The following is a 22,822-nucleotide window of genomic DNA, read 5'->3' as shown; positions in this document are numbered from 1 at the left end:
GATCTTGTTGTAGTGTCATCATTATTTTACCCATTCTTCTGCTCCACTTAAACTTTTCCCTTTTCTCCATCAATTAAACAGATTCTTATATTCTTCATAGCCATGCTCTTCCAATTGATCCTTTGGAATAAAATTAATTGCCGCAGAATTAATACAATAACGAAGCCCTGTCGGCTTTGGACCGTCAGTAAAAACGTGACCCAAATGAGAATCGGCGTCTTTGCTTCTTACCTCCACTCTTCTCATACCAAAACTAAAATCCGCTTTTTCTACTATCTGTTCCTCATTTAGAGGTTTTGTAAAACTAGGCCAGCCACAATTAGAATCGAATTTATCATGAGAGCTAAAAAGCGGCGTTCCTGAAACAATGTCAACATATAAACCCTCTTCTTTATGGTCCCAATATTCATTTTCAAATGGCCGCTCTGTTCCATTGTTTTGTGTCACTTCAAATTGTATAGGAGTGAGCTTTTTCTTTAACTCTTCTTTATTTTTCATTTCCGTCCCCCCAGTGTGCTTTAATAAAACCTTCTCTTCCTGATCCTTTTTTATATAAAAGATAGTGAAAACGATTCTTTTCATGATAGTCCTGATGATGCTCTTCAGCTTTATAGAATGGCTTTGCCCGTAGAATCTTTGTGACAATAGGAGCGTTAAACGGTCCGTGAGCGTTCAGGTCCCTCCTTGATTCTTTTGCTACTTCAAGCTGGTAATCATTATGCACAAAGATTGCAGTTTGATAAGACTCCCCCCGGTCATTAAACTGTCCTCCCGGATCAGTGGGATCAATTTGCCTCCAAAAAATATCCAGTAGTTCTTTATAGGAGATTATTTCAGAGTCGTACTCTATTTGAACGGCTTCTACGTGGCCTGTTGTATTGGAGCACACCTCTTCATAGCTAGGATTTTCTGTTTCACCGCCTGTATAGCCAGATGTCACAGTGATTACGCCTTCTTTTTCTGCAAATGGTCCGACCATACACCAAAAGCATCCTCCCGCAAAAGTTGCTAGTGCCATTCTATTCTCTCCTTTTTCTTCGATTCTCATAAAGTATCTTTATATAATATGTACCATGAATAATAACTTTTTTCATTGATTTTGCTTATTGTTAAGTGAAGATATAGAAAAGGCTCCCGAAATCGGGAGCACTTTTTTCGTTGTAAACTACGATTGAAGCTGCTTTAAGGATTCTCTATTAAACGCCGGAAGGTCATCTGGTTCCCGGCTTGTTACAAGGTTATGGCAAACAACTACCTCTTCATCATGAACTTTCGCTTTGGCGTATTCAAGGTCTACCTGGATAGATTTAAAACCTGTCACATTGCGGCCTTCTAGTGCTTTAGCGGTTATCAATAACTGAGGCCCATGGCATATAGCAAAAACCGGTTTGTTTTCATCGATAAAGTGTTTTGAAAACGTAACAAACTGTTCGTCAGCACGAAGTAAATCTGGTGAAAATCCTCCTGGGATAAACAAAGCATCGAAATCAGAAGGGCTTACTTCATCAACAGCTGCATCAACGGTTACTTTTGCCTCTCCCTGCTTTCCTTCAAGGGTTTTTCCTTTTTCCTTTTCTATAACTGTGAGTTCGTGACCTTCTTTTTCAAACTCCTTTTTAGGGTCAGTGTACTCCACGTCTTCAAACATACTTGTCATTAGGACAGCAACTTTCTTACTCATAAGAGAAACACTCCTTTAAAGAAATGTAAGTATATTACATCGTATGTGTACCCTTTGAGTTATCATTTTTAAACCTTCTTTCGAATGATCCACTGCCTTATATCAAACTGTCTGATGAGACGCTTGCAGCATTTTTCTTACCTATCCGTCTTAAGATTTCCTTCCATAATCTGCTTTAATCTCGCCCCATTCTTTTGTGTTCCATTTTAAAATAGGGTTTGTATACGTATTTTGTTTCAACCATAATTCTGCTCTTTCAACCAGGGACCACATTTCTTCCGTTTCCTTATCTCTTTTTAAAGTGGATTTTACTTTTTTTTCTTTCACCCACTTCATGGCCGTTTGAGAATCAGAATAAACAGGGATATTGCTTTCTTTATCCTTTAAAAAAGCAAGGGCATGAACAATAGCTAAGAATTCCCCCATGTTGTTTGTTCCTTTCTCAATTCCTTCATGAAAGAAAACTACCTTACCAGTTTTTGTATGTACCCCTTTGTATTCTACTAAACCAGGGTTCCCATGGGACCCGACATCTACTGATATACTATCTTCTATATAGGGATGGGAGGTTTTCCCCTTTTCCAAGATTACAGCTCTATTACCGGTACTGCTTTTTTCTTCTCCAAATGCTTTTTGTGCTTCTCCCTTTGAAGGATAGGACTTAAATCTGGCACCCGAAAACCCTTGTACTTGTTTTTGGCAATCAGCCCAAGACTCATAAATCCCTGGCTTCCGTCCTTCCCAAACTACATAATATTTTTTCTTTGTCACTGGTAAAACTCCTTTCATCCCTTGTCTATCCTGTTACCTTTATAGAGTCTTTTCTTCAGGTAAACAATGTTACTATCTTCACTTTCGATATAAGGTAGCATATATTTTTCAAACATTGGAGCTATCAGCATGTACGTAATAATAAGAAATGGGAGTGGGAACACGTATGCATAGAGAAAAGCAGTTCCCCAGCCATTTTCACTGATCCCTCCCCTGACCACACCGCTTATAGAAAGAGAAATCGTTCCAAATGTCATAAGGGTAAATATAACATTAAACAAGTGAAAAGCAAAAACAGGCTGTTTATTATTTACCTCTCTCTCTAGCATCCATTTCATTTTTAAAGCAATAATCATTGTAATCAAAGCTCCTGAAAATGGCAGTAAAATTAGAAAAAGCAAGTTTCCCATGATCCTAACCACCACCTTATTTTCGTTGCTCTAATAATAGAAGAAGCCACCTGCCATTAAAAAAGTTAGTGTACTCTTATTATATATAATTCTTCTTTACTAAAAAGCATACCTTTGTTTCTTGTTAATACATATTTTCTATTTTCCATATTATTTTCAACGAAAAAGAGCTCTCAGAAATTGAGAGCTCTCATACTACTATTCAAATATTATTCTTCCTCGTCCTCTTCGTCCTCTTCGTCCTCTTCGTCTTCTTCATCTTCATCTAAGCCTTCTTCTGTGCCTTCACCATCTTGATCAACATCAAAACCATCTTCATCTTCATCTAAGCCTTCTTCTGTACCCTCATCTTCCTGGTCAACATCAAAGCCGTCGTCGCCTTCTTCACCATCTAGAAAGTCTTCATCATCTTCTTCGTCCTCTTCATCACCATCTAGAAGGTCATCATCTTCATCTTCTTCATCGTCTAGCTCAGCGTCGTCATCCTCGTCTAGATCAGCATCGTCGTCATCATCTAGACCACCGTCATCCAAACCATTTTCGTCTGCTTCTCCGTTATCTTCTACTCCTGGATCATCTTCCATTCCGCCATTGTCATCTCCATCATCTTCACCACATGCTCCCAGCATACTTACTGCTAACGCACCAGATAAAGCAGAATATAAAACTTTCTTATTCATAATATATTCCTCCTTTTAATAATCTATTTTTTAAATCTCGTAAACAATGATTCTTTCTTTGAACCCTTTATTCATCATCATCTAAAATTTCAGGTTCCTCATCTTCATCTTCTTCGCCTAACCCCGCATCATCACCGTCATGTTCTGCGTCCTCGTCCAAGGCGTCTCCTTCACCTTCGTCTTCTTGCATCCCATGATCGTCAGTTTCTTGCATTCCATCCCCATCTAACCCTTCTTCATCTTCCAAATCTCCATTTTCATCCATACCATTTTCCTCCAGGGTACCTTCGTCCTCTTCCATCCCTGGATCATCATCTATACCGTTGTCAGCCTCTTCTCCTCCATCTTCACCGCATGCTCCTAAAACACCTATCGTTACCATACCAGACAATGCTGAATATAATAATTTTTTATTCATCATGTCCCCTCCTGAGGAGTTTCAAGTTTATGAAAATACAATAAATAAGTTCAAAATCATTATTCGGATAAAAAGAGGGCGATCAATTGATAGCCCTCTTTATTTAAAAATTAAATTGTCATTCTATTAAGCATCATCGTCGTCATCATCGTCATCGTCGTCGCCTAGAACATCATCGTCGTCATCGTCATCATCGTCGCCTAGCATATCATCATCGTCGTCATCGTCATCGTCATCGTCGCCTAGCATATCATCATCATCGTCGTCATCATCGTCGCCTAGCATATCATCATCATCGTCGTCATCATCGTCGCCTAGCATATCATCATCATCGTCGTCATCATCGTCGCCTAGCATATCATCATCGTCGTCATCGTCATCGTCGCCTAGCATATCATCATCGTCGTCATCGTCCATGCCATCGTCATCCATGCCGTCGTCTTCCACTCCGCCATCATCTTCCATGCCTGGATCGTCTTCCATTCCGCCATTGTCACCGCCATCGTCGTCGCCGCATGCTCCTAGCATCCCTACTGCTAACATTCCAGAAAGCGCTGAGTATAATACTTTTTTATTCATTGTTATATTCCTCCTTACAACGTTGTCTAAGGAGTGTTTTTCCACAATGACACGAAATAAAACGAATAAAATAAAATTCACATGTTTTCACAAATTTCTGCCAAACTCACACATATTATTTTTCATCAGGCATAAACTGCTGAAAAATAGTATCTTCTTGAATAGCGTACCTTTCATAACCTGCAATTTTATTTATGATGCGCTGATTTCTATAAACTGATAAAGCGAGATTTGTCGCTCCAGTTCCGTGGGATTGGTCCAAATTAGTAAGAGTAAACAAATGATTAGGCCGCTCTTTTTTAAACAGAAGTTCATAATCTTTTCCAACCACCATGGTGTTTTCATCTTCCCGGTAAATTTTATCATTATACTTTTTTAACCATTTTGGCACATTTGGTTTATATCCTGTTGCGACAATCACTTTGCTTGTTACGTGGGAATAGGACATGTTTTTTTGCCATTGATGCATAGTGAGCTCATAAGTCCCTACAGAAAGCGAGCGAATCCCTCTAAGCTCAGTCATAGGCTGAAGAAGGACGTCAGGATCCTTTCGCTCAATGGAGCGATGATACAGCTCATTATAAATGTTCTCTAACACCCCAGGCTCTATTTGCTTTCTTGCCTGGTCAAGATAGGGAAGAGCACTTGTCCTGCTATCAAAGCTTAAGGACTGAAAATAATCAACAAAATCAGGGGAAAAGATTTCTCTCCCTACTTTCGCATCCTCGGTTTGAAAAAACTGGGGTGATCTCGTAAGCCAGGAAAGCTTATAACCATAATGCTTTTGATCCTGAAGCAAATCATAAAAGACCTCTGCCGCACTTTGACCAGAGCCTATCACCGATACATGGCTTCCTCTTTTAATATTTTTTTCATTATAAAGATAAGAGCTGGTGTGGCAAATATCTTCATTCATTTCATCTTTAATGTCTTCAGGAATCATCGGAGTGCTTCCTGTACCGATGACCACATGCCTGGCCCTGTATGAGTGATTTTCTCCTGTTTCAATATTAAAAACAGTCACTTCATACCAGTCACCAGTGCCATCTTCTACATTTGTGACCTGTCTCCCAAATTTACAATCACCGAGTTGGGAAGCAACCCACTTTGCATAACTGTTATACTCTTTTCTTGGAATGTTAAATTTTTGATAAAAAAAGAATTGGTACATTCGATTATGCTTATGTAAGTAGTTCAGAAATGAATAGGGATTTGTTGGATCTGCAAAAGTAACAAGATCGGATAAAAAGCTTGAATTGAGCACAGATTTGTCTATGAGCATACCAGGGTGCCACTCAAAGGAAGTATTCTGTTCAAAGAACAAGCTGTCTATTTCTTCTATTGGATCCAGAAGGGCTGCTAAACCCAAATTAGAGGGACCTATACCTATTCCAATTACGTCATATAACTTACCAGCATCCATTCTTATGCCACCGCCTTGTATATATTTCATCTTTATTTTTCAAAAGAATATGAACTAAACTTATTCCCTTATAAAACCCTTCATAAGACAGGTTTTCGGATGTTTCAATAAGCTTGCTGCATCGAACCGCTTATCCATCAAACCAGACTAGTTACCGGTTATTATTTTATACAAAAAAGCACTGTTTTCCTAATGAAAAAAACAGTGCTTTTTTGTATCGTTTACGTCTCGTTATCATTTTAGGCTATGTTACAGATGATTTTCGTTAAAAGACGAAGCTCAATCAAATTACTTATAGTATTCAACATTATTCTTTTACAGAGCCAGCTTTTAAAATATCATTACCGCAAGCAGACCAAAAATAAACAAAGGTATGTTGTAATGTAGGAACGTAGGGACACAAGTGTCCCATATATGATGATGGCCGCCGTCAGCATTAAGACCTGAAGTTGGTCCAAGTGTGCTGTCTGAAGCAGGAGAACCAGCATCCCCCATTGCTCCTGCTGTTCCTATTAAGGCAGCAGTCGCCAGAGGAGAAAAACCAATCGTTAAAGCAAATGGCACAAACAGTGCAGCCAGAATAGGTATCGTACCAAAAGAAGTCCCAATCCCCATAGTAATTAACAGGCCTACCAACAGCATGATTGCAGCAGTAAGAAGGTTTGCTTCTCCGCCAGTTGCTATAGCAGAGGTAACGAGAGCATCTACTGCACCTGTTTCTTGCAGGACGGTTGAAAAGCCAGAAGCTATGAGCATAACAAAAGCAATCATACCCATCATTTTAATCCCGTCATTTACCATTTCATCACCTTTGGTGAATGGAATAACTGTCAGCATAAACATGATTATTATTCCTGTTAACGCGCCAAAAATTAAGGATTCTGTTAGCAACTGTACGACCAACGCTATTACAATGGCAAACAAAGTAAAGATATGCTTTCTCCTAAATTGTGCTTCCTCGTTGGGGATAACAGCATTTTCTTGATTTTCTTGATTTGTGACCTTGCTGTCCTTTGGCTTTCGATAAGTAATAAAGACAGCGATAAGCAATCCAACAATCATGCCGATTCCCGGAGCAAGCATAGCTCTCCATATTTCCCCAACCGCAAGCTCCATGCCATTAGCACTCATTTCAGTTGAAATGATGTTATGGAAAATAAATCCGTATCCAAGGGGAAGCATCACATATGGTGCTTTTAACCCGAAGGTCAATGCTGCTGCAACTCCCCTTCTGTCAACCCTCATTCGGTCAAATAACTGAAGGAGAGGAGGAATTAAAATTGGAATAAAAGCAATATGCACGGGCACTGCATTTTGGGACAAACAAGCAATCCCCGCTATTGTCATTAGCAAGAAGCCTCTTTTGCCTTTTAATACTTTAATCAGCCTTTTAACTAGTACCCCTGTAATTCCAGAATAAGCAATCATCATGGCAAATACCCCAAGCAGAATATAGCTAAGTGCTGTTTCTGCCTGGCCGCCCATGCCAGAGATGAGGAGCTCCAAAGTTTCATTTAAATTTAAGCCGGCAACCAGACCGGCTGTTAATCCAGCAAATAAGATGGCCAAAACGACATTTACTTTCAATAGACTCAAAACTATCATCACAAGAACAGAGATAATTACAGCATTCATTTATACTAAACTCCTCTTCATCTATTTAGCTCTCTACCAAAGTAAAGTATACAAGCTGCCTGTAAGGACTTCAATTCAATTTAAAAAGCTTTAATAGTTTGATAATTTTCTAAGTATAAAAATAAAACTGCCTTCAGCAGGGAAGGCAGTAGCACTACAGTCTATAACGGATCTCTTCTTGACAGATCTTTTCCAGCTATTTCATCATTTACGCTATTTTCGCTTTCAAAATATACTTCCTGGTCTCTTAAACCGTCAACTTCCTTCATCGACATTTCATCCTGCTCTTCTACTTCTTTCATTTCACGGATAAGTGTATATACCTCTTCTAATTGATCAGGTGACAGATGATCTATAAGCTGACGGACTTCTTCTTTTGTTACAGCCATTTCCGTTCCCTCCTAATGGTGTTTCCTATTAATTACCTTGTTTTTCACTACCCGGTAGCCAGAAATATTAATCGTAAGTTTTTCTGTTAAAGAAACCATGCCGGACAATATTCACCACTGTAAGGATAAGCAGAACCATGGCAGCGAACCAGGCAGTATACGTAATAGAAATAAATTCATCAATTCTTTCAATTCCTATTCCAAAAAAAGCCCAGACAAACACCAAAGGATACACAGGATTTTGCTTTATTAGGACCATAACAAGTGCAATCCCTAAAGCAAGAACCAAAGCTGTATTTGTCCAAAAGACATCTGAAAACAGCAATTGGTTCGCATCATTTACAGTAAATAAAATACCAACATTCACAATGGTTGCAACAGAAATCCAGCCTAAGTAGAGGGAAAATGGTATCGTGTGTACAGCATTTTCTTTTGTAAAAGAACCTATTTTCGTGTAGATCATAATCAAGCTTATTAACAGCCCGCCCATAGCAGCCATGGTTAAGTTAAAGAAATTATAATGAAAGAATAGAAGCCAGGCCACATTAAACACGCAGCTTAAAACAAACCAGTACCCAATGTTTTCGAATATTTCCTCTTCTTTAGGCTTTGAAAAAAACTGCTTAAAGACCCAAATCGCCAGCAGAATGTAAATTACACTCCAGATAGAAAAGACATAACCTGCAGGGGTGAAAAGAATGTTCAGCGCTTCAGCAATTTCTCCGGTTGTCTGATTATTCAGCGGAAGTGAGTTTGCCAATGCGTTCATAATTACGACGATAAACAAGGCAATAACATTCACCCATTTTATTAAAGAAGGTTGTCTTTTAAACATAATCTACACCCCTAACTGAAAATGCCCTGCCTTCTTCACTGTTACCCTATTAAACAAAAACATATTACCTTGGAACTTTACATTTTGTTTACAAACCTTATAAACTGAGAGACCTTATAGTGAAATCCCTGATAATCCTGGGCAGTTGTTCGAAAGTATAAGGTTTGTAAACCCTCTCTGTTCTTTTGTGAGCATCTTTTCCATAGGTCCCTATGTTTATAGCAGGAATATTTAACGACCGAATGTGATCAATAGGCAAGGGAAATATTTCATCCATAGCAGGAAAATTACTTCTCAGGTGATTTACGTCCTCTGTGTTACCAGGAAATGACAAAAAACTGCTATCTGATAAGAAAGGGAAAAACTTCTTAACAAGAAACCTTTCTCCACTTTTGTTCTCTTCTTCGCTTACGATCTCCAGCAATTGTTTCTTTATCATCTTGCCACTGTTTTCTTGCAAATAATTACATGGAAGAAATGGGGGGGCAAAGAAAATAATTACCTTTGCACGGTCATCCGGGTCTTTCTCAACCAGCATTTCCGTAATTTTAAAACACAGCTCACGCTTATCTAGATCACTATAAGTGTCAACTGTCTTCTTCACGATATCATCAACTGAAATTCCTTTTTGAACCAGGTTCTCTTTGTACTCGTCAAAAGACAATACATCAACTTTCCACTCGAGATGCTGCGAAAAAGGCATTTGGGTTGTGGACAAAAATACATGATGCTGCTTCTCCATCTGCTTCTTCACCACACGGCAAGCTTCCCTTGTTTCTCTTATCAATAGTTTCATCACATCTTTAGGTGTCGTTTCATACATAAAATAATTAAAGTACATCCGGCTTGACGGGGGGGTCTGTACATTATAAGTGTCTTTATTATCTCTTTGATATAAACATGTAGGAGGAAGAACCAATTCCCCTTCAATTTGTTCTGTTAAATCCATGTTACAGCTTATTCGCCTATTAATTTCAGAGGAAATAAACGTTGGGTCAATCCCTCTCAATATTTCTCCAACATGGGCCTCTCTGCCATGAATTGAAAAACAGGGCAAAACCTTTCCGGCTGACCCGGTATATATATACCGGTGACTATCTCCCTCATACAGTGAAGTTGTATAATCATTGTTTACTGCCACCGAGAAATGTAATCCCTCACTTTTCAAACGTGAAAACTCCTTGGATGCTTCAATGATACCGGCATGATCATTTTCCTCAGCCGGATTCAAAAGCAAAAGAATGTTACCATTTAATTTTTCCAGGTGTTCAGTAAAATAAAGAAGGTTAACAAGATGTATCGCTGCCCCGCTTTTCATATCTACTGAACCTCTTCCAAAAAGCCATTTCCCGCTTTGGGCTGCCTCTCTTACCTCTGGATCATAGTGAGCAGAGTAGTATTCTTCCAATCGATCAGGGTCATAAGCGTACTCTTTTAAAGATCCAAAGTCATGAATACCTACTGTGTCGATATGGGCGTGAAAGATCACCGTATTAGGTGATGAACCTGAACCTTGGACAAAAGCAAATATATTCTTTCTGCCTAAATTATCATTACTTAGGGGCTGCTCCCATACTTTATCGGAATTCTCTTTAAAGTAAGGAAATTCTTTTAAAAATTCAAACAGAAAATCAGCAATTTCCCTTTCCCCTTTCGTATCGGTCACACTAGGCAGTCTCATTAACCGTCTTGTTATCAGTTCAATTCTTTCACCAAGCGGCTTATTAGAAATGGAATCTAAAAGCTGCTTTGGATCTTTACAAGTATTCTCTTTGGTATTTCCCATAAACGCCCCGTTCCTTTCTCTACCTTCTATTTAAAAGCCTCTGTTACAGTTACTTACATTATGTTGTGATATGTAAAGTGTGATAAGAATTGCAGGCCACGTACAAAACAAGGATAACACGCCAAAGGCTGTCTCCTGGATAGTTCCTTGAAGACAGCCTCTTGGTATTATTTTTCCTCTTTATTAAGAATCTTTTGCAGCTTGTGTTTCATTCTCTTGGCTAAAGACGGGTCTTTTCCTAACGTAGAAATTGAGATCATACAATCTTCATGTTCAATGGTTGCTGTAAATGCCACATTACCAATAGCAGGATTATCTGCTCCATTGATCAGCTGCCCAGGCTGTGCTGATCGCTGGATAATACTTTGAGCTTCCTTTGATCCAGAAGCAGAAATAATCATGAATGCGTCCACCAAGTATGACGGCCTGCAAATATCATTAACCCACTTAATTTTTCCTTCATTTGATAAATGCTCTAATTGGGCAGTAATCTGTGGAGCTACTACAGTAACCAGTCCTCCGGCATTCAGGACTTTTTCTGTCTTTCTTGCTGCTATGGGGCCCCCTCCCACAACTACGATTGTCTTCTGTGAAATATCAAGTGAAAGAGGCAATAACCGCATGAGATTCCAGCTTCCCTTCTTGAGCTTTTTTACACTCAAGAACCCTTTCCTTTAATATATCTGCCAGTTCGTGGTCATAGCCCAAAAAGGAGCAAAGACGAAATGGAACATTGGTTTCCATTGAGGAGATTTCCTCTTCCATTTCTTGTATTAATACGCCAGTAAATAATAAATAAGGAAGTACATAGACCGTTTTTGCTTTCGTCTTTTTCATGACTTCTAACCCTTCCGGAAAGCTAGGAGAAGCTGCTGCTAAAAATGATGCCTCTACTCGTGAAAGTCCGGCAAATTCTTTGAATTTATGACAGATGGTATGAAAGTCCTCGATAGCCTCCGGGTCACTGCTTCCCCGTCCGACAAGAAGCACGTCAGCCTCGTCTCCCGGCTTCCAGCCTTCACTTCGCAACCGTTCTTCTAATACATTAAAAATCTTTTCTTCAATTCCAAATGGCCGGCCATAGGATACCTCTAGTTCAGGATACGGTACTAAGGCTTTTCTTAGCTCCTCTGGTATATCCTGCTTCGCGTGGCCCGCAGTCAAAAGAAGAACCGGAATGACAAGAAGCTTTGTTACACCTTTCTCTTTACAGCGCTGGACACCTTCAGCAATACCAGGGTCAGCCAGTTCTAAGAAACACGTTTCCTGTACTGGAATATCGATCATTGACATGGTGTCTTTTACAAAGTTTTCAAACTGCCTATTCCCTTCCTGAACACGGCTTCCATGTCCGATATATAATACGCCTTGCATATTTATCACCTGCTAACTGTACGTAATTTGTGTGGCAGCTAAAGAAGCTATTAAATGATCGACATCAGGCTGTTCTAACTCTATACAGTTCTCATAACCTTTTTCTTCTGCCTTCATGCGGCTCTTTGGTCCGTAACATATAAACAGCTTATCTTCTTTCCACTCTGTAAAGGAAATGCCGGCTTCTTCCACTTCCCTTGTTACTGTTTCTACTGATTCAGCACAAGGAAAGACAACGGTTGTCAACCTCTTATCCTGATGCAGCCTTACAAGCGTAATATTGCTTTTTTCATTAGTCACGGCCCTGTGACTGATCCAGCCATCCTCACTAAGAGGAGCTACCTGCTCTTCCTTTCCGATATAAAGTACTCCTTCTTCTTCCTGTATAAACGAGTCTATTTCAGAAAAAATTCCATGTTCCTCTAAATACACAGCTCCCCTTTTTGTCGTTGCAGTGATTTCAGAGGGTAAGCTCCTTACGTCTATTCTTCTTCTTTTAATTTCTTTAAAAAACGGAGTTACGCTTTCAGAAGCAAGGAAAACGATCTTAGAAAAAGATTTTAGATTTTCAGGAAAAGATTCGGATTCCGGAGTCTCTCGAAATGAAGGAAATTCAAACACTTCTGCCCCGTTTTCACGAAGCTTTGCAGCGATGGAGCTTTGTTTACTATTTGTTTGTCCTACAAGAATGGTTTGGTCTGTGAGTTTTTTCTTTTCAAACCAGTGCAGACTTTTTCGAAGTCCTACTACGTCACCAACTAAAGTAAGCGCTGGGTTTTTTATATTTTCTCTTTCTACGACTTCCGTAATATTCTCAAGTGTCCCCTCTACCGTTCTTTGCCTGCTGGTCGTCGCCCATTCTACAAGCATAATAGGAGTATCTTTGCTTTTTCCATGCTTTATTAAGTTTTCAGCGATGAAAGACAAATTCTTCACTCCCATATAAAAAGCGATGGTATCGATGCTAGTTGCAAGACCTTCCCAGTTCGGAGAGGGTTCTCCTGTCTGGGCATGACCTGTCACAATAGCAAAGCTGCTCGCATGCTCTCTATGAGTGACTGGCACTCCTGCATACGCCGGGGCTGCGATGCCAGCTGTTATACCAGGAATGATTTCATAGGGTACCTCGGCTTCTGCCAATGCAGCTGCCTCCTCGCCTACCCTTCCAAAAACACCAGGATCTCCACCTTTTAAACGAATGACATGAAGACCTGCTTTTGCTTTTTCTATCATAACTTCCTGAATGGCTTCTTGCCGCAAGTGATGACGGTCAGGAAGTTTCCCACAATAGATCAGCTCGGCTTTTGGTTTTGCTTCGTCCAAAAGCAGGGGGTTTACCAGACGATCATACAGGACTACATCTGCAGTCCGCAGATATTCAAACCCTCGTACTGTAATTAACTTTGAATCACCAGGCCCTGCACCTACAAGGTAGACCGTTCCAACTCCCATACTTATCTCTCCCTTTCTTCCTGAGTTCGCCATCTTTCCGCTCTTTTCCATGGGCCGCCACTCTTCAATATCGTCTCAGCTGTTTCAATTCCTTCTTCCATGGAGGACGCTTGTTTTACTAAGTATAACCTAAGTGCTGCGTTAAAAAGAACTTGAGCGTAAAGAGGTTCTGTTACATCGTCAATATTGTTTTGCAGAATGTTATTTATCCATCCTGCTTGTTCTTGAACAGACGGGTATTCAGGAAACAATTCTTTAGATCTGTTGAGCCCGTAATCGGCTGGCCGAAACGTTAAGGGTTCAACTGAACCTTTTTGCACATGGTACACAAAGGTTGAATTCCTGAATACAGGTACATCCTCTGATCCTTCAATTCCTTGCACCACAAAAGCTTCTTCATATGGAAGGTTTTGTATCAAAGGAATGATGGTCTCTGCTGCTTTTTTATGAAATACTCCGAAAAAAAGGATGTCTGTTTCAATTAAATGAAGGAGTTTTTCTACTGTATTAATAAATGTTCTGATTCCAATTTCATCACGTATTCGATATAAACGGTCTAAAGCTTCCGAACGTTGGTATGTATCTGAAAAAACAACTCCCCGTTCAACATCTTTTTCACGTACAGCGGAAACTGCTTTGCAAGGGTTCCCGATAAATTGAGAAAATAGCTCTGGCATGCTTGTTCCGTACTTCGGGGGCAGAGACCTTCCGCCGTGTATGTAAGTTTTGATGCCTGCTTCTGCTAAAATAAATGCAACAGGGATAGTAGCCGGAAACGTCTTTCTGCCGTCATAAGGACCTGCAGAATCAATGGATAGTGACTCGCCTTTCATTGACCCGCCCAGTTGTGATTTTTCCCTGATTGCGTCCACAAAAGCCTTCATCTCTTCCCAAGACTCCCCATTCAACCGTTTTGAAGCAAGGAAAGCACCAATTTGTGCATCTGTAGCTTGATTAGAAGTAATTGCTGTTGCCGCTTGATATGCTTCGTCATACGTTAAGTTTCTAGAACCTTTTTCACCTCTTGCTACTTCCTTCAGCCACTCCTTCATCTTTTTTCCTCCTTTGCTGCCCACTTGCATTTCTCTTTTTCCTAAAGGATTGTTTACTTTTTTTAAGACGCCCTCTTACACCTCTATATCCATTCATGTTTCCCTTCAATCACTTTCACGGTATCCATGCCTCGGGCCTTAGTTCAGCTTCCTAGGGAAAACCACCCTGTTGTGAGGGCTCTTTGCCGGTGAGATCTTGCTTTTTATCTACAATCAAATGACTGATTAAAATCAACCTGTATCTTTAACAAAACCTTTCTAAAAAAAGACTTGGCTAATGCCAAGTCTTTTTGCCGGACTCCGCCAAGAATCCCTTTGATCGTGCCGTTTAATAATCGGTGCTCATCCCCTCTTAGATGAGGTCTCTTTTTTTCAACTCACGTAATAGTTGTTCAACAGACTCTTCCACATTCTGTGAGTCACTTTCTACTACAATTTCCGGATTTTCCGGTTCTTCGTATGGAGAATCAATTCCAGTGAAATTAGGAATTTCGCCTTTTCTTGCTTTTTTGTAAAGCCCCTTAGGGTCACGTTGCTCACAAGTATCCAAGTTACACTTTACGTAGACTTCCAGGAACTCACTTTCTCCTAAAAGCTCTCTGACCGTATCACGATCCTCACGAAAAGGAGAAATAAATGCGGTACTTACAACATGGCCTGCATCTACAAATAATTTGGCAACCTCGCCAATTCGGCGGATGTTCTCCTTACGATCATCGTCATTAAAGCCGAGATCTTTATTTAAACCATGACGGATGTTGTCTCCGTCCAACACATAGACCTTTTTATCGTTTTCAAACAGTTTACGTGTAAGAGCATTCGCTAACGTAGATTTCCCTGAACCAGACAATCCTGTAAACCAAAGGACAAAACTCTTATGGCCATTTCTTTCCTGTTGCTCTTCTTTGCTTACTGAGGCGTCATGCCAGACAATATTTCGATCAGAAGCCATGTTTATCCCTCCACTATTTTATACGCGTATCGATTAACGTGTTATATTCCGCTTCCTTCATCATGAAAGCTTCTCTTTTCTTTTTTTATCGTTTGCATTAAATGAATTGAACCTATCGTAGCTAAAAATACACTTACAATAATAATAAATGTATAGATATCTCTGTGAATAAAAAGCATCATAAGGGAATATGAAACGACAAGAGCCACAATCGGCGATAATATCCACACATTAGCAATTTGCTTTAAGATAGATTTCTGCCACAGCCGAAATCCATGCTCAGCTGTTCCAATTCCTACAATGGCAGAGGTAGTAACCTGGGTAAGGGGAACAGGAATCCCTAGTAAGGAAGCTATAATTACAAGTGTTCCTCCTGTTGTAGACACAGCAGTCCCCTGAAGTAAAGACAGTCTCGTAATTTTCTTCCCGTTTGTTTCTAAAACTTTCCCGCCCAATAAAACACAGCCTGCCGCTAAAAAGAATCCGCCAATCAAAACAGCAGATGGGATCGAAATCAACCCGGCGCCTACCAGCGGCCCTACCGCATTTGCTACATTGTTCATACCGGCAGCGAAAGCTTCCATCATCCCGGCTAGAATAAGTAAAATTGCTAATCCTTTACGCCATTTGCCAGTCCCTTTCAAGTGAGGCCATTTCTTCTCTGCCTTGAGAATAAGAACCCCCGCTGCTAAAGCAAGAAAAAACGAGACAAATGGTACAATAATCCAAAAGGATATGATATACAAGAGGTTATTAACAAGCAAAGCCTGAAAAGCAATTCCTACACCGACAATGGCCCCAACGACCACCTCGCTTGTCGACAAAGGGATTCCTATTAGGTTTGCGATAAATAAGGTTAAACATGCTCCGGTTAATATAATAACTGCTATCTCAACATTTATCAGGGATTCGGAGATAATTCCTCCCCCGATGGTCTTCACTACTTCTCCGCCAGCTAAAGCTCCCAAAAAAGCACTGACAGCGACTAACAGCATAGCAGTTTTTTTGCTGCTCACTGCGCCGCTGCCATATGCTGGTCCCATTGCAGCAGCAGTTCCGCTTGCCCCAATATTCATGGCGAAAAAGAAAGCTATAATATAAGCTACAATGGTCCAATCCATTTTTTCACCTTCCTACGCCCTTAAACCGTTTCCTTTACTCCAGCTATAAGGACTTTTACAACTTCCGGCCGGCTGAATTCTGCAGGAGGCATTTCACCGTTCTTAAGCATTTCTCTAACCTTTGTTCCTGAAAGAATTACATGATGTTCCTTATCATGAGGACATGTTTTTGCAGAAGCCATATTTTCACACTTCTTGCAGTAAAAACTATGCTCAAAGAATAGTGGCGTAATTCCCAGCTCATCAATATCAAAATTACGGAATATCAACTGGGCGTCATAAGTGCCGTAATAGTCGCCTACCCCAGCATGGTCACGTCCGACAATAAAATGAGTACAACCGTAGTTCTTTCTTACCATTGCATGGAAAATTGCTTCACGTGGACCTGCGTATCTCATTGCAGCAGGGAAGACGGCCAAGAAGGTCCGGTCTTGAGGGTAGTAATTTTCCAGGATTACCTCATAGCTCTCCATCCGTACATCAGCAGGAATATCTCCGGCTTTGGTTGCTCCAACTAACGGGTTCAAGAATAAACCGTCTACTGTTTCAAGGGCTGTTTTTTGGATATATTCATGAGCACGGTGAACAGGGTTTCTAGTCTGGAAGCCAACAACTGTTTCCCAGCCTCTTCTTTTAAATTCTTCCCTTGTTTCTGCCGGCTCTAAATAATAAGATTCAAAGCGATCGTGTGAAACTGGCTCAGTAAGCGTAATTGGACCCGCTACGTAAACGTCTGGACGATCAAACACTTTCTTTACACCTGGGTGCTCAAGGTCTGTCGTATGATACACCTTCTCCGCTTCCCGAGTTTTATCAGGAGTGTACGTTTCCTCGACAACGATATAGCCGTAGTCCTTTCCTTCAAACGAAAGCCTTGCTTTCTGCCCAATCTGTAATTGCTCTGCAGCTTCCTCAGTCACAGGCAAAGTAATAGGGATACTCCAAATGGCTCCGTTTTTCAGCCTCATGTTTTCTACAACAGATTCATAATCCTCTTTTGATAAAAAGCCTTCAAGAGGACTGAATGCTCCATTTGCAATAAGCTCCACATCAGATAATGCTACGTCGTCAAGTTCAATTGCTGCTTTGATGGATGATACATCTTCACCAAATTGTCTTCTGTCAATTAGAGTACCGCCATGAGGTTTGCTAGCTGTCATTTTTTCCACTCCTTGGATTTAGTATATTCTGCTTACTTATGAAGTCCGCATTCTGTTTTGCCAGATCCGCTCCATCTGCCGCTGCGGGAATCCTGACCGTCTAAAACAGCAGATGTGCAATGAAAACAGCCTATGCTGGGAAAGTTCTGGTCGTGAAGAATGTTATAGGGAAGGTTGTTGCTTTTAATGTGCTCCCACACGTCATCCCAGGTCCAATGAATTAATGGACATATTTTAATGGAATTAAATCGGTTATCGATATTCACATATTGAGTATTTTTCCTTGTAGGTGACTGCTCGCGCCGAAGCCCTGACATCCAGGCTTTGTGTTTAGCCAGTTCATTTTCAAGTGGTTCCAGTTTTCGCAGAGCACAGCATTTATCAGGGTCTGTTTCCCATAGTTTATCTCCGTGCTGTTCGGCTTGTTCTTTTACAGTAAGCTCTGGCTTAACTGCTTTGATCTCTAAATCAGGAAAAAACTCCCGTACCTTTTTTAAGAGGTCATAAGTCTGCTTAAAATGAAAATCCGTATCAAGAAAAATAACTTTCGCACCAGGTTGGACTTTGTTTATTAAATCAAGCAGAACCATTCCTTCAGCCCCAAGACTGCATGCATAAACTAAATCATCACCATAGGTTTTATATCCCCATTCAATTACTTCAGATGCATTTTTACCTGTTAATTCTTTGTTAATATTATCTACTTCTTTCGGAGTAGTTGTTTGATATTCCAAAAGCATCCGGTCACCTCCACTTTCCATTCCCCTAAAAAATGTAAAACTGAGCTGCTTATTTTACAGTCTCATTTTAATCCCTACTATTTTTATATACTTTATATGGTTAGTCGTTAAGTGTATTTTAGAAAGGATAGGAAGAAAAGTCAAACCTTTTTTGGGGAATTCTGATATTTTTACTATGCTTTATATATTAAATGAAGCAGGAAGCTCCGTTGTTCGAAAAATTCCTCTCTCCTTCAGTCTTTCCTGCACCACTTCTCGTAAAATAGCCAGTCCAGCTGCCGATATCTCCGTCCTAGTGGGGATTTCTTTTCGTTTTGCCCCTTTGTTACTGCAGATGACTATTCCTGCATGTGCCGGTTTGCACCAGCCGATGAAACATTGAGAACCTGCCGTGCTGCCGGAAATAAAATGAATCGGATACTTTTCTCCAAAAGGAAAAACAATCATCCAGCCACGAGAAACTCCTTCCGCTCCTTTGATCCCTTTTCTGCTTTTTTCTTTTATGCCATGGGTATCTGCAAAGTAAGCAAATGCCGGGGAAGGGGAAAGGTGCGCTTCAAGATAATATAGTAAATCCGCAGTTGATGAAATCCATCCTCCTGCGCCCTGAAAGGTTGATGGCCTGTCCAAGTGTGTCTTTTTAAGCTGGTATGTGTATGGAGGAGCCATTCTCTTCAATTTTTCAGCGGGAAAGGTCAGGGTGGTATCCTCCAGACCGAGGGGGGCCATGACCAGCTTTTTTGCCAGGATTTCAAAAGGCTCCTCCCATACTCTTTCTAAAAACCTGCCTAAAACCGCATAACCAGTGTGGGAATAATGCAAATCATCGACTTTGCTCTTCTGCTTTGTTCTATATTTGCGTAAGTAAACAATCCAGTCTTCATCATTGTAGTAATGGTGGGGATTCTTATAATTCCTTAACAAGTAACGTTTTATATTCGTAGGCATAAACGGCATTCCTGACGTGTGAGTGACCAGGGTGTAGGGCGTGATTTCATCAGGAAGATTAGTAAATTCCCATCTGAATGAAGAGATAGGTTCATGGTAGGACGCCTTCCCCTCCCTGATCGTCTTTGCAAGTAAGGCTGCAGTTACTGTTTTACCGATATCTCCCGTTTCAAATAAAGTATATAAATCAGGAGGGGTTTTGTTATCATCTGACAACCTGCCAAACCCTTGGTAGGAATGCTTTCCCTCCAGAGTGATTCCGACATGAATACTCTTGCTTTTCTTTGTTAAAGGTGTAATGACGGAATGAATCAGCTCCTGCAATGTTTTAGCCCCCTTTATAACAAGCTGGGTAAAAAAACAAATCTAGGTAAAAAAAGCGATAAAAAAGCTCTCAAAAGAGACGTTTTTTTACCGCTCCACTATACGTGTGGTAAGCTTTGGAGTTTTTAAATTTACGTTGCTCTGCAAGCTGATGAAAACGAAGGGATTTTTGGCTCAGCTTCTCTTTCAGCTCTGTTTGTTCATTCTCATCGGCACAGCAAGAAAGAAGCTCTTCCAGCGTAATCATTTCTTTTTTCAACTGAAGCTCTTCTGGAAGAAATCCAGCATTCTTCATGATTTTGTATCCCATTCTCAGCTCGTCGGGAATCATAGAATCATTTTCAATCACAAGAGGTTTCCCTGCCCCTCGCAAATTACTAAACTCCCCCTTCTCTATGGATGCTTTGATACGCTCCTCCGACAGCCTAGTCGAGAACTCCATAAACTGCCGCCCCCTTTTCCCCTTACTGTTTCTTCTGTGCAAAATACCTTCTCACTCTTGTTACAGCTAGATATATATGAAAATACAAAACTGCTCCGACTGCTCCAAAAACACCATATCCTATAAGGTCAGTAAGAAATGTAAGAACATGCCCACCTGAAATAATGACAACAGCTGCACACATCACTACAAAGCCGGCAGCGCTGTATAATAATAAACGATACACATAAGAAGCCCCTTGCGAAGCCCTGATTTTTCTCACAGTTTTTTCGAGGAGTATGGCTGATGGAATCCCTCCGATAAAATAAACTGGGAACGCATACACAAGTGAAAATAACAGCAACTCTTGAAAGGAAAAATAATATACTTCGTCCACTTGCCGGGAAGCCGGCTCAGAACCGGCTAAGGCAAAACCGGCTGAGTAAATAAAGGCGGAAAAAAACGCAGTTATCACATGTGTCATATAAAAACCTTCCTTTTACGTGTAACTCCTATAACATCTTCTATCATACCATGCAACCGTCATCCTAATTAATGAAAAAACAAAAAATCCAGGTGTAATAAGAAAGAACCGGCCTTGAGAAAAGCACTCAAGGCCGGACCTTTCTTATTATATTTAATTGTGAAAAAAGACGGGGCCTTCACTTCAAACGGAAGCTTTCCCGCGGGATTGCCTTCAGCTGAATTTTTTCTTGCTGCCGTCTTCGCAAAATCGGATCTTCAGACTGCGCTTCATCCTCCGGGAATAGCAAGAGCTGAAGTACCACAGGGCGGTGTTCCCGAAGGTAGCTGAAGCCTTGCCCGCGGAAAGTGTCCGCCTGCAGTGGAACAATCGTCAGATTGTATACTTTCTTATCTTTTTAAACAAGCGTGCAAGCATTAAATCACGCTTCACGCTCTTTTCCTTTAAACATATGCAAAAGTTTATCCACTAAAGAATAAACCGCAAATAATACAATAGTACTTGAAACGAAACCCATGTAAAACCCTACGAAATTGTCTCTGGCAGCAATAATTGTAGTAAAATAAGCTCCTACGGCAGCAGAAATTATTAGTATGAGTAAAACAATGCTGTACTCAACTTTCCGGGCTTTTACGTCAGCGATCCATTTCTTCATTGCTATCACCTGCTTCGTTATATTCCAGGAACAAGTTAACGAACAAACATGTTCTTGTATTAAGGATCTCTTTTTGTTATTTTATTATACCACAGGGCTGGTAAACCAGCATTTCCCACGAAAAAAGCATTCCTCTCTAAAAAGAAGAATGCCCCTTATGTATTCAATTTACTTTTTCTACCACAACTTCTTCATGGACTGAGGGACCCTCTTCAATCATTACTTCTTCCAGCTCTAAGCCGACTGAATTTGCTTTTATAAAGAAGCCAAAATATACAAAGTGGTATGAGAAGCGCTCGCTTCTTTTCTCCAAACTTTCCGAATTATAGTCACATCCGGTAAGTAAGCAACCGCGGTATTCGAGGAATAAATACCTATCCTCATTATGCTTAGGTAAGATATTGCTTTAGGAACCCTTTTTCTTTTTTTCTGCTAGTAAACTCTTCTTTCAGTGCGATTATGAATAGGAGCACAAGCTTCAATTTATAAATAAAACAAAGTCACAGCAATTATTATTGGGAGAGCCAACAAACTAAAAATGACACTTACTATGACTCCAACCACACCTAAATCTTCAGACCCGTTATAACGGCCAAATAAAACACTTGCCAAAAGAAAAGTAGGCATTGCTGCCTGGATTACAATTACCATACCTAATGTATTATCAATGGGTAAAAATAAGAGTCCTGTTAAAGCTGTTAATGGCATTAAAAAAGTCTTGATTAAAGTTGAAGAAGCGATAAAAGATTTATACCCTTTTTTCACCTTGTCCCATCTCTCCTTGGAAATGGTTGGTATAAGAAGTCCGATATAAATCATAGCTAATGGGGCTGCTAAACTAGAAAGCATTGCAGAGAGTTCAAAAATAAAAGGAAAAATACCATAACCAAAAGTAGCAATAGATAAACTTACAACAAGAGTAATAAGAGGCATATTTAACATGGATTTAAATGTGGAGATAGAAAAGCGCCCTCGCTGTAATAGCATGATTCCAATTGTAAAAACCGTGAACATAGTACCTGCGTCATAAATTGCAGCATATGCAGCTGCAGTAGGGCCTAATAGCATATGAGCGAGGGGGATGCCCATAAACCCAGTATTTCCACACCCAGCCATAATAGCCATTTGTCTAGATTCCACTTCTGTGTATTTGCATATTTTACCAGTATAATAACCAACAGCCATTCCTGTTGCGTTTAACACAATAGCACAAATAAATATAATGCTGAAGTTAAACAAAAGACTAGAGGTAATTTCAGATTGAAATATACTCTGTATTACTACACTCGGAAGCGCTACATTAATTACTGTAAAAGAAATAAAATGTCTGACCTGTGACGTAACTTCTACATTTTTTGATATTATATAACCAATAATAACCATTACAGCAAGAATCATTATGGGATTTAATATTCCAATAAAACTCACCTAAACATCCTCCAACAAAACGGTTTAAAGGTCTACTTCAACGTGGAAAACATGAGAAAGCCATTTCTTCTTTTTTATTCTTAAATAACTTTTTATCCTGTTTG

General features: G+C 40.1%; 28 protein-coding genes. 1 reads left to right on the top strand and 27 read right to left on the bottom strand.

Annotation, left to right across the window (positions count from 1 at the left end; all coding sequences use genetic code 11):
• Positions 1 to 69 precede the first annotated feature (69 nt).
• The 24 genes from msrB to CEF17_RS01390 form a co-directional block, all read right to left on the bottom strand.
• Positions 70 to 498, bottom strand: coding sequence for a peptide-methionine (R)-S-oxide reductase MsrB (gene msrB / locus CEF17_RS20940; RefSeq protein WP_100398007.1), 429 nt, complete (start codon positions 496 to 498; stop codon positions 70 to 72).
• Positions 488 to 1,018, bottom strand: coding sequence for a peptide-methionine (S)-S-oxide reductase MsrA (gene msrA / locus CEF17_RS20935; protein ID WP_332835273.1), 531 nt, complete (start codon positions 1,016 to 1,018; stop codon positions 488 to 490). The genes msrB and msrA overlap by 11 nt, the downstream gene beginning before the upstream one ends.
• Positions 1,019 to 1,165: 147 nt before the next feature.
• A complete protein-coding gene (locus tag CEF17_RS01500; RefSeq protein WP_100398005.1) occupies positions 1,166 to 1,681 on the bottom strand; it encodes a type 1 glutamine amidotransferase domain-containing protein in 516 nt (171 codons plus the stop codon).
• A 150-nt stretch (positions 1,682 to 1,831) separates the two neighbouring features.
• On the bottom strand, positions 1,832 to 2,452 hold the full coding sequence (rnhA, locus tag CEF17_RS01495; protein WP_100400745.1) for a ribonuclease H: 621 nt from the start codon (positions 2,450 to 2,452) through the stop codon (positions 1,832 to 1,834).
• Between the two features lie 14 nt (positions 2,453 to 2,466).
• Complete coding sequence (locus tag CEF17_RS01490) at positions 2,467 to 2,862, bottom strand: hypothetical protein (RefSeq protein ID WP_100398004.1); 396 nt, start codon at positions 2,860 to 2,862, stop codon at positions 2,467 to 2,469.
• Positions 2,863 to 3,071: 209 nt separating this feature from the next.
• The gene (locus tag CEF17_RS20240) at positions 3,072 to 3,542 is read right to left on the bottom strand and encodes a hypothetical protein (protein ID WP_100398002.1); all 471 of its coding nucleotides are present in this window, start codon (positions 3,540 to 3,542) and stop codon (positions 3,072 to 3,074) included.
• 67 nt (positions 3,543 to 3,609) lie between these two features.
• Entirely contained in the window at positions 3,610 to 3,960 is a 351-nt protein-coding gene (locus CEF17_RS01475) for a hypothetical protein (RefSeq protein ID WP_100398001.1), read from the bottom strand.
• Positions 3,961 to 4,086: 126 nt separating this feature from the next.
• Entirely contained in the window at positions 4,087 to 4,539 is a 453-nt protein-coding gene (locus CEF17_RS01470) for a hypothetical protein (protein ID WP_100398000.1), read from the bottom strand.
• Between the two features lie 115 nt (positions 4,540 to 4,654).
• Positions 4,655 to 5,992, bottom strand: a complete 1,338-nt coding sequence (locus tag CEF17_RS01465) for a lysine N(6)-hydroxylase/L-ornithine N(5)-oxygenase family protein (RefSeq protein WP_232725385.1) — start codon at positions 5,990 to 5,992, stop codon at positions 4,655 to 4,657.
• 300 nt (positions 5,993 to 6,292) lie between these two features.
• Complete coding sequence (locus CEF17_RS01460; RefSeq protein ID WP_100397998.1) at positions 6,293 to 7,597, bottom strand: Na+/H+ antiporter family protein; 1,305 nt, start codon at positions 7,595 to 7,597, stop codon at positions 6,293 to 6,295.
• Positions 7,598 to 7,758: 161 nt separating this feature from the next.
• Complete coding sequence (locus CEF17_RS01455) at positions 7,759 to 7,986, bottom strand: hypothetical protein (RefSeq protein ID WP_100397997.1); 228 nt, start codon at positions 7,984 to 7,986, stop codon at positions 7,759 to 7,761.
• A 67-nt stretch (positions 7,987 to 8,053) separates the two neighbouring features.
• Positions 8,054 to 8,821, bottom strand: coding sequence for a TspO/MBR family protein (locus CEF17_RS01450; protein WP_100397996.1), 768 nt, complete (start codon positions 8,819 to 8,821; stop codon positions 8,054 to 8,056).
• A 97-nt stretch (positions 8,822 to 8,918) separates the two neighbouring features.
• Positions 8,919 to 10,607: a M20/M25/M40 family metallo-hydrolase gene (locus tag CEF17_RS01445; RefSeq protein WP_100397995.1), complete on the bottom strand. Its 1,689-nt coding sequence runs from the start codon at positions 10,605 to 10,607 to the stop codon at positions 8,919 to 8,921.
• Between the two features lie 167 nt (positions 10,608 to 10,774).
• On the bottom strand, positions 10,775 to 11,230 hold the full coding sequence (locus CEF17_RS01440; RefSeq protein ID WP_100397994.1) for a precorrin-2 dehydrogenase/sirohydrochlorin ferrochelatase family protein: 456 nt from the start codon (positions 11,228 to 11,230) through the stop codon (positions 10,775 to 10,777).
• Positions 11,205 to 11,981: a sirohydrochlorin chelatase gene (locus tag CEF17_RS01435; protein ID WP_100397993.1), complete on the bottom strand. Its 777-nt coding sequence runs from the start codon at positions 11,979 to 11,981 to the stop codon at positions 11,205 to 11,207. The genes CEF17_RS01440 and CEF17_RS01435 overlap by 26 nt, the downstream gene beginning before the upstream one ends.
• Before the next feature lie 12 nt (positions 11,982 to 11,993).
• A complete protein-coding gene (gene cobA / locus CEF17_RS01430; protein ID WP_198508854.1) occupies positions 11,994 to 13,433 on the bottom strand; it encodes a uroporphyrinogen-III C-methyltransferase in 1,440 nt (479 codons plus the stop codon).
• 2 nt (positions 13,434 to 13,435) lie between these two features.
• Complete coding sequence (locus CEF17_RS01425; protein WP_198508853.1) at positions 13,436 to 14,485, bottom strand: anthranilate phosphoribosyltransferase; 1,050 nt, start codon at positions 14,483 to 14,485, stop codon at positions 13,436 to 13,438.
• 352 nt (positions 14,486 to 14,837) lie between these two features.
• Complete coding sequence (cysC, locus tag CEF17_RS01420; protein ID WP_100397990.1) at positions 14,838 to 15,437, bottom strand: adenylyl-sulfate kinase; 600 nt, start codon at positions 15,435 to 15,437, stop codon at positions 14,838 to 14,840.
• 41 nt (positions 15,438 to 15,478) lie between these two features.
• Entirely contained in the window at positions 15,479 to 16,558 is a 1,080-nt protein-coding gene (locus CEF17_RS01415) for an inorganic phosphate transporter (RefSeq protein ID WP_100397989.1), read from the bottom strand.
• Positions 16,559 to 16,578: 20 nt separating this feature from the next.
• Positions 16,579 to 17,718 (bottom strand): sulfate adenylyltransferase, encoded by a 1,140-nt coding sequence (gene sat / locus CEF17_RS01410; protein WP_100397988.1) that lies wholly within the window; start codon positions 17,716 to 17,718, stop codon positions 16,579 to 16,581.
• Between the two features lie 32 nt (positions 17,719 to 17,750).
• Complete coding sequence (locus CEF17_RS01405; protein ID WP_100397987.1) at positions 17,751 to 18,458, bottom strand: phosphoadenylyl-sulfate reductase; 708 nt, start codon at positions 18,456 to 18,458, stop codon at positions 17,751 to 17,753.
• Positions 18,459 to 18,638: 180 nt separating this feature from the next.
• Entirely contained in the window at positions 18,639 to 19,730 is a 1,092-nt protein-coding gene (locus tag CEF17_RS01400; RefSeq protein ID WP_157842888.1) for a serine hydrolase domain-containing protein, read from the bottom strand.
• Between the two features lie 70 nt (positions 19,731 to 19,800).
• Positions 19,801 to 20,172 carry a DnaJ family domain-containing protein gene (locus CEF17_RS01395; RefSeq protein WP_100397985.1) on the bottom strand — a complete coding sequence of 124 codons (372 nt, stop codon included), beginning with the start codon at positions 20,170 to 20,172 and terminating at the stop codon, positions 19,801 to 19,803.
• A gap of 22 nt (positions 20,173 to 20,194) precedes the next feature.
• Positions 20,195 to 20,635: a hypothetical protein gene (locus CEF17_RS01390; protein ID WP_100397984.1), complete on the bottom strand. Its 441-nt coding sequence runs from the start codon at positions 20,633 to 20,635 to the stop codon at positions 20,195 to 20,197.
• A gap of 114 nt (positions 20,636 to 20,749) precedes the next feature.
• On the opposite strand from CEF17_RS01390, the gene CEF17_RS20235 reads away from it, so the two are divergent.
• On the top strand, positions 20,750 to 20,965 hold the full coding sequence (locus CEF17_RS20235) for a hypothetical protein (protein WP_100397983.1): 216 nt from the start codon (positions 20,750 to 20,752) through the stop codon (positions 20,963 to 20,965).
• Between the two features lie 91 nt (positions 20,966 to 21,056).
• Here CEF17_RS20235 and CEF17_RS01380 read toward each other — a convergent pair whose 3' ends face one another.
• The 3 genes from CEF17_RS01380 to CEF17_RS01375 form a co-directional block, all read right to left on the bottom strand.
• On the bottom strand, positions 21,057 to 21,290 hold the full coding sequence (locus CEF17_RS01380; protein ID WP_100397982.1) for a hypothetical protein: 234 nt from the start codon (positions 21,288 to 21,290) through the stop codon (positions 21,057 to 21,059).
• A gap of 163 nt (positions 21,291 to 21,453) precedes the next feature.
• Positions 21,454 to 21,603: a hypothetical protein gene (locus CEF17_RS20230; protein ID WP_198508852.1), complete on the bottom strand. Its 150-nt coding sequence runs from the start codon at positions 21,601 to 21,603 to the stop codon at positions 21,454 to 21,456.
• A 170-nt stretch (positions 21,604 to 21,773) separates the two neighbouring features.
• A complete protein-coding gene (locus CEF17_RS01375) occupies positions 21,774 to 22,718 on the bottom strand; it encodes an AEC family transporter (protein WP_100397981.1) in 945 nt (314 codons plus the stop codon).
• Between the last annotated feature and the right edge of the window lie 104 nt (positions 22,719 to 22,822).

This window comes from Bacillus sp. FJAT-44742, from assembly GCF_002797315.1.
GTDB lineage: Bacteria > Bacillota > Bacilli > Bacillales > Marinococcaceae > Thalassorhabdus > Thalassorhabdus alkalitolerans.
The sequence above is the reverse complement of the archived record's forward strand: the minus strand, read 5'-3'. Positions and strand labels throughout refer to the sequence as shown.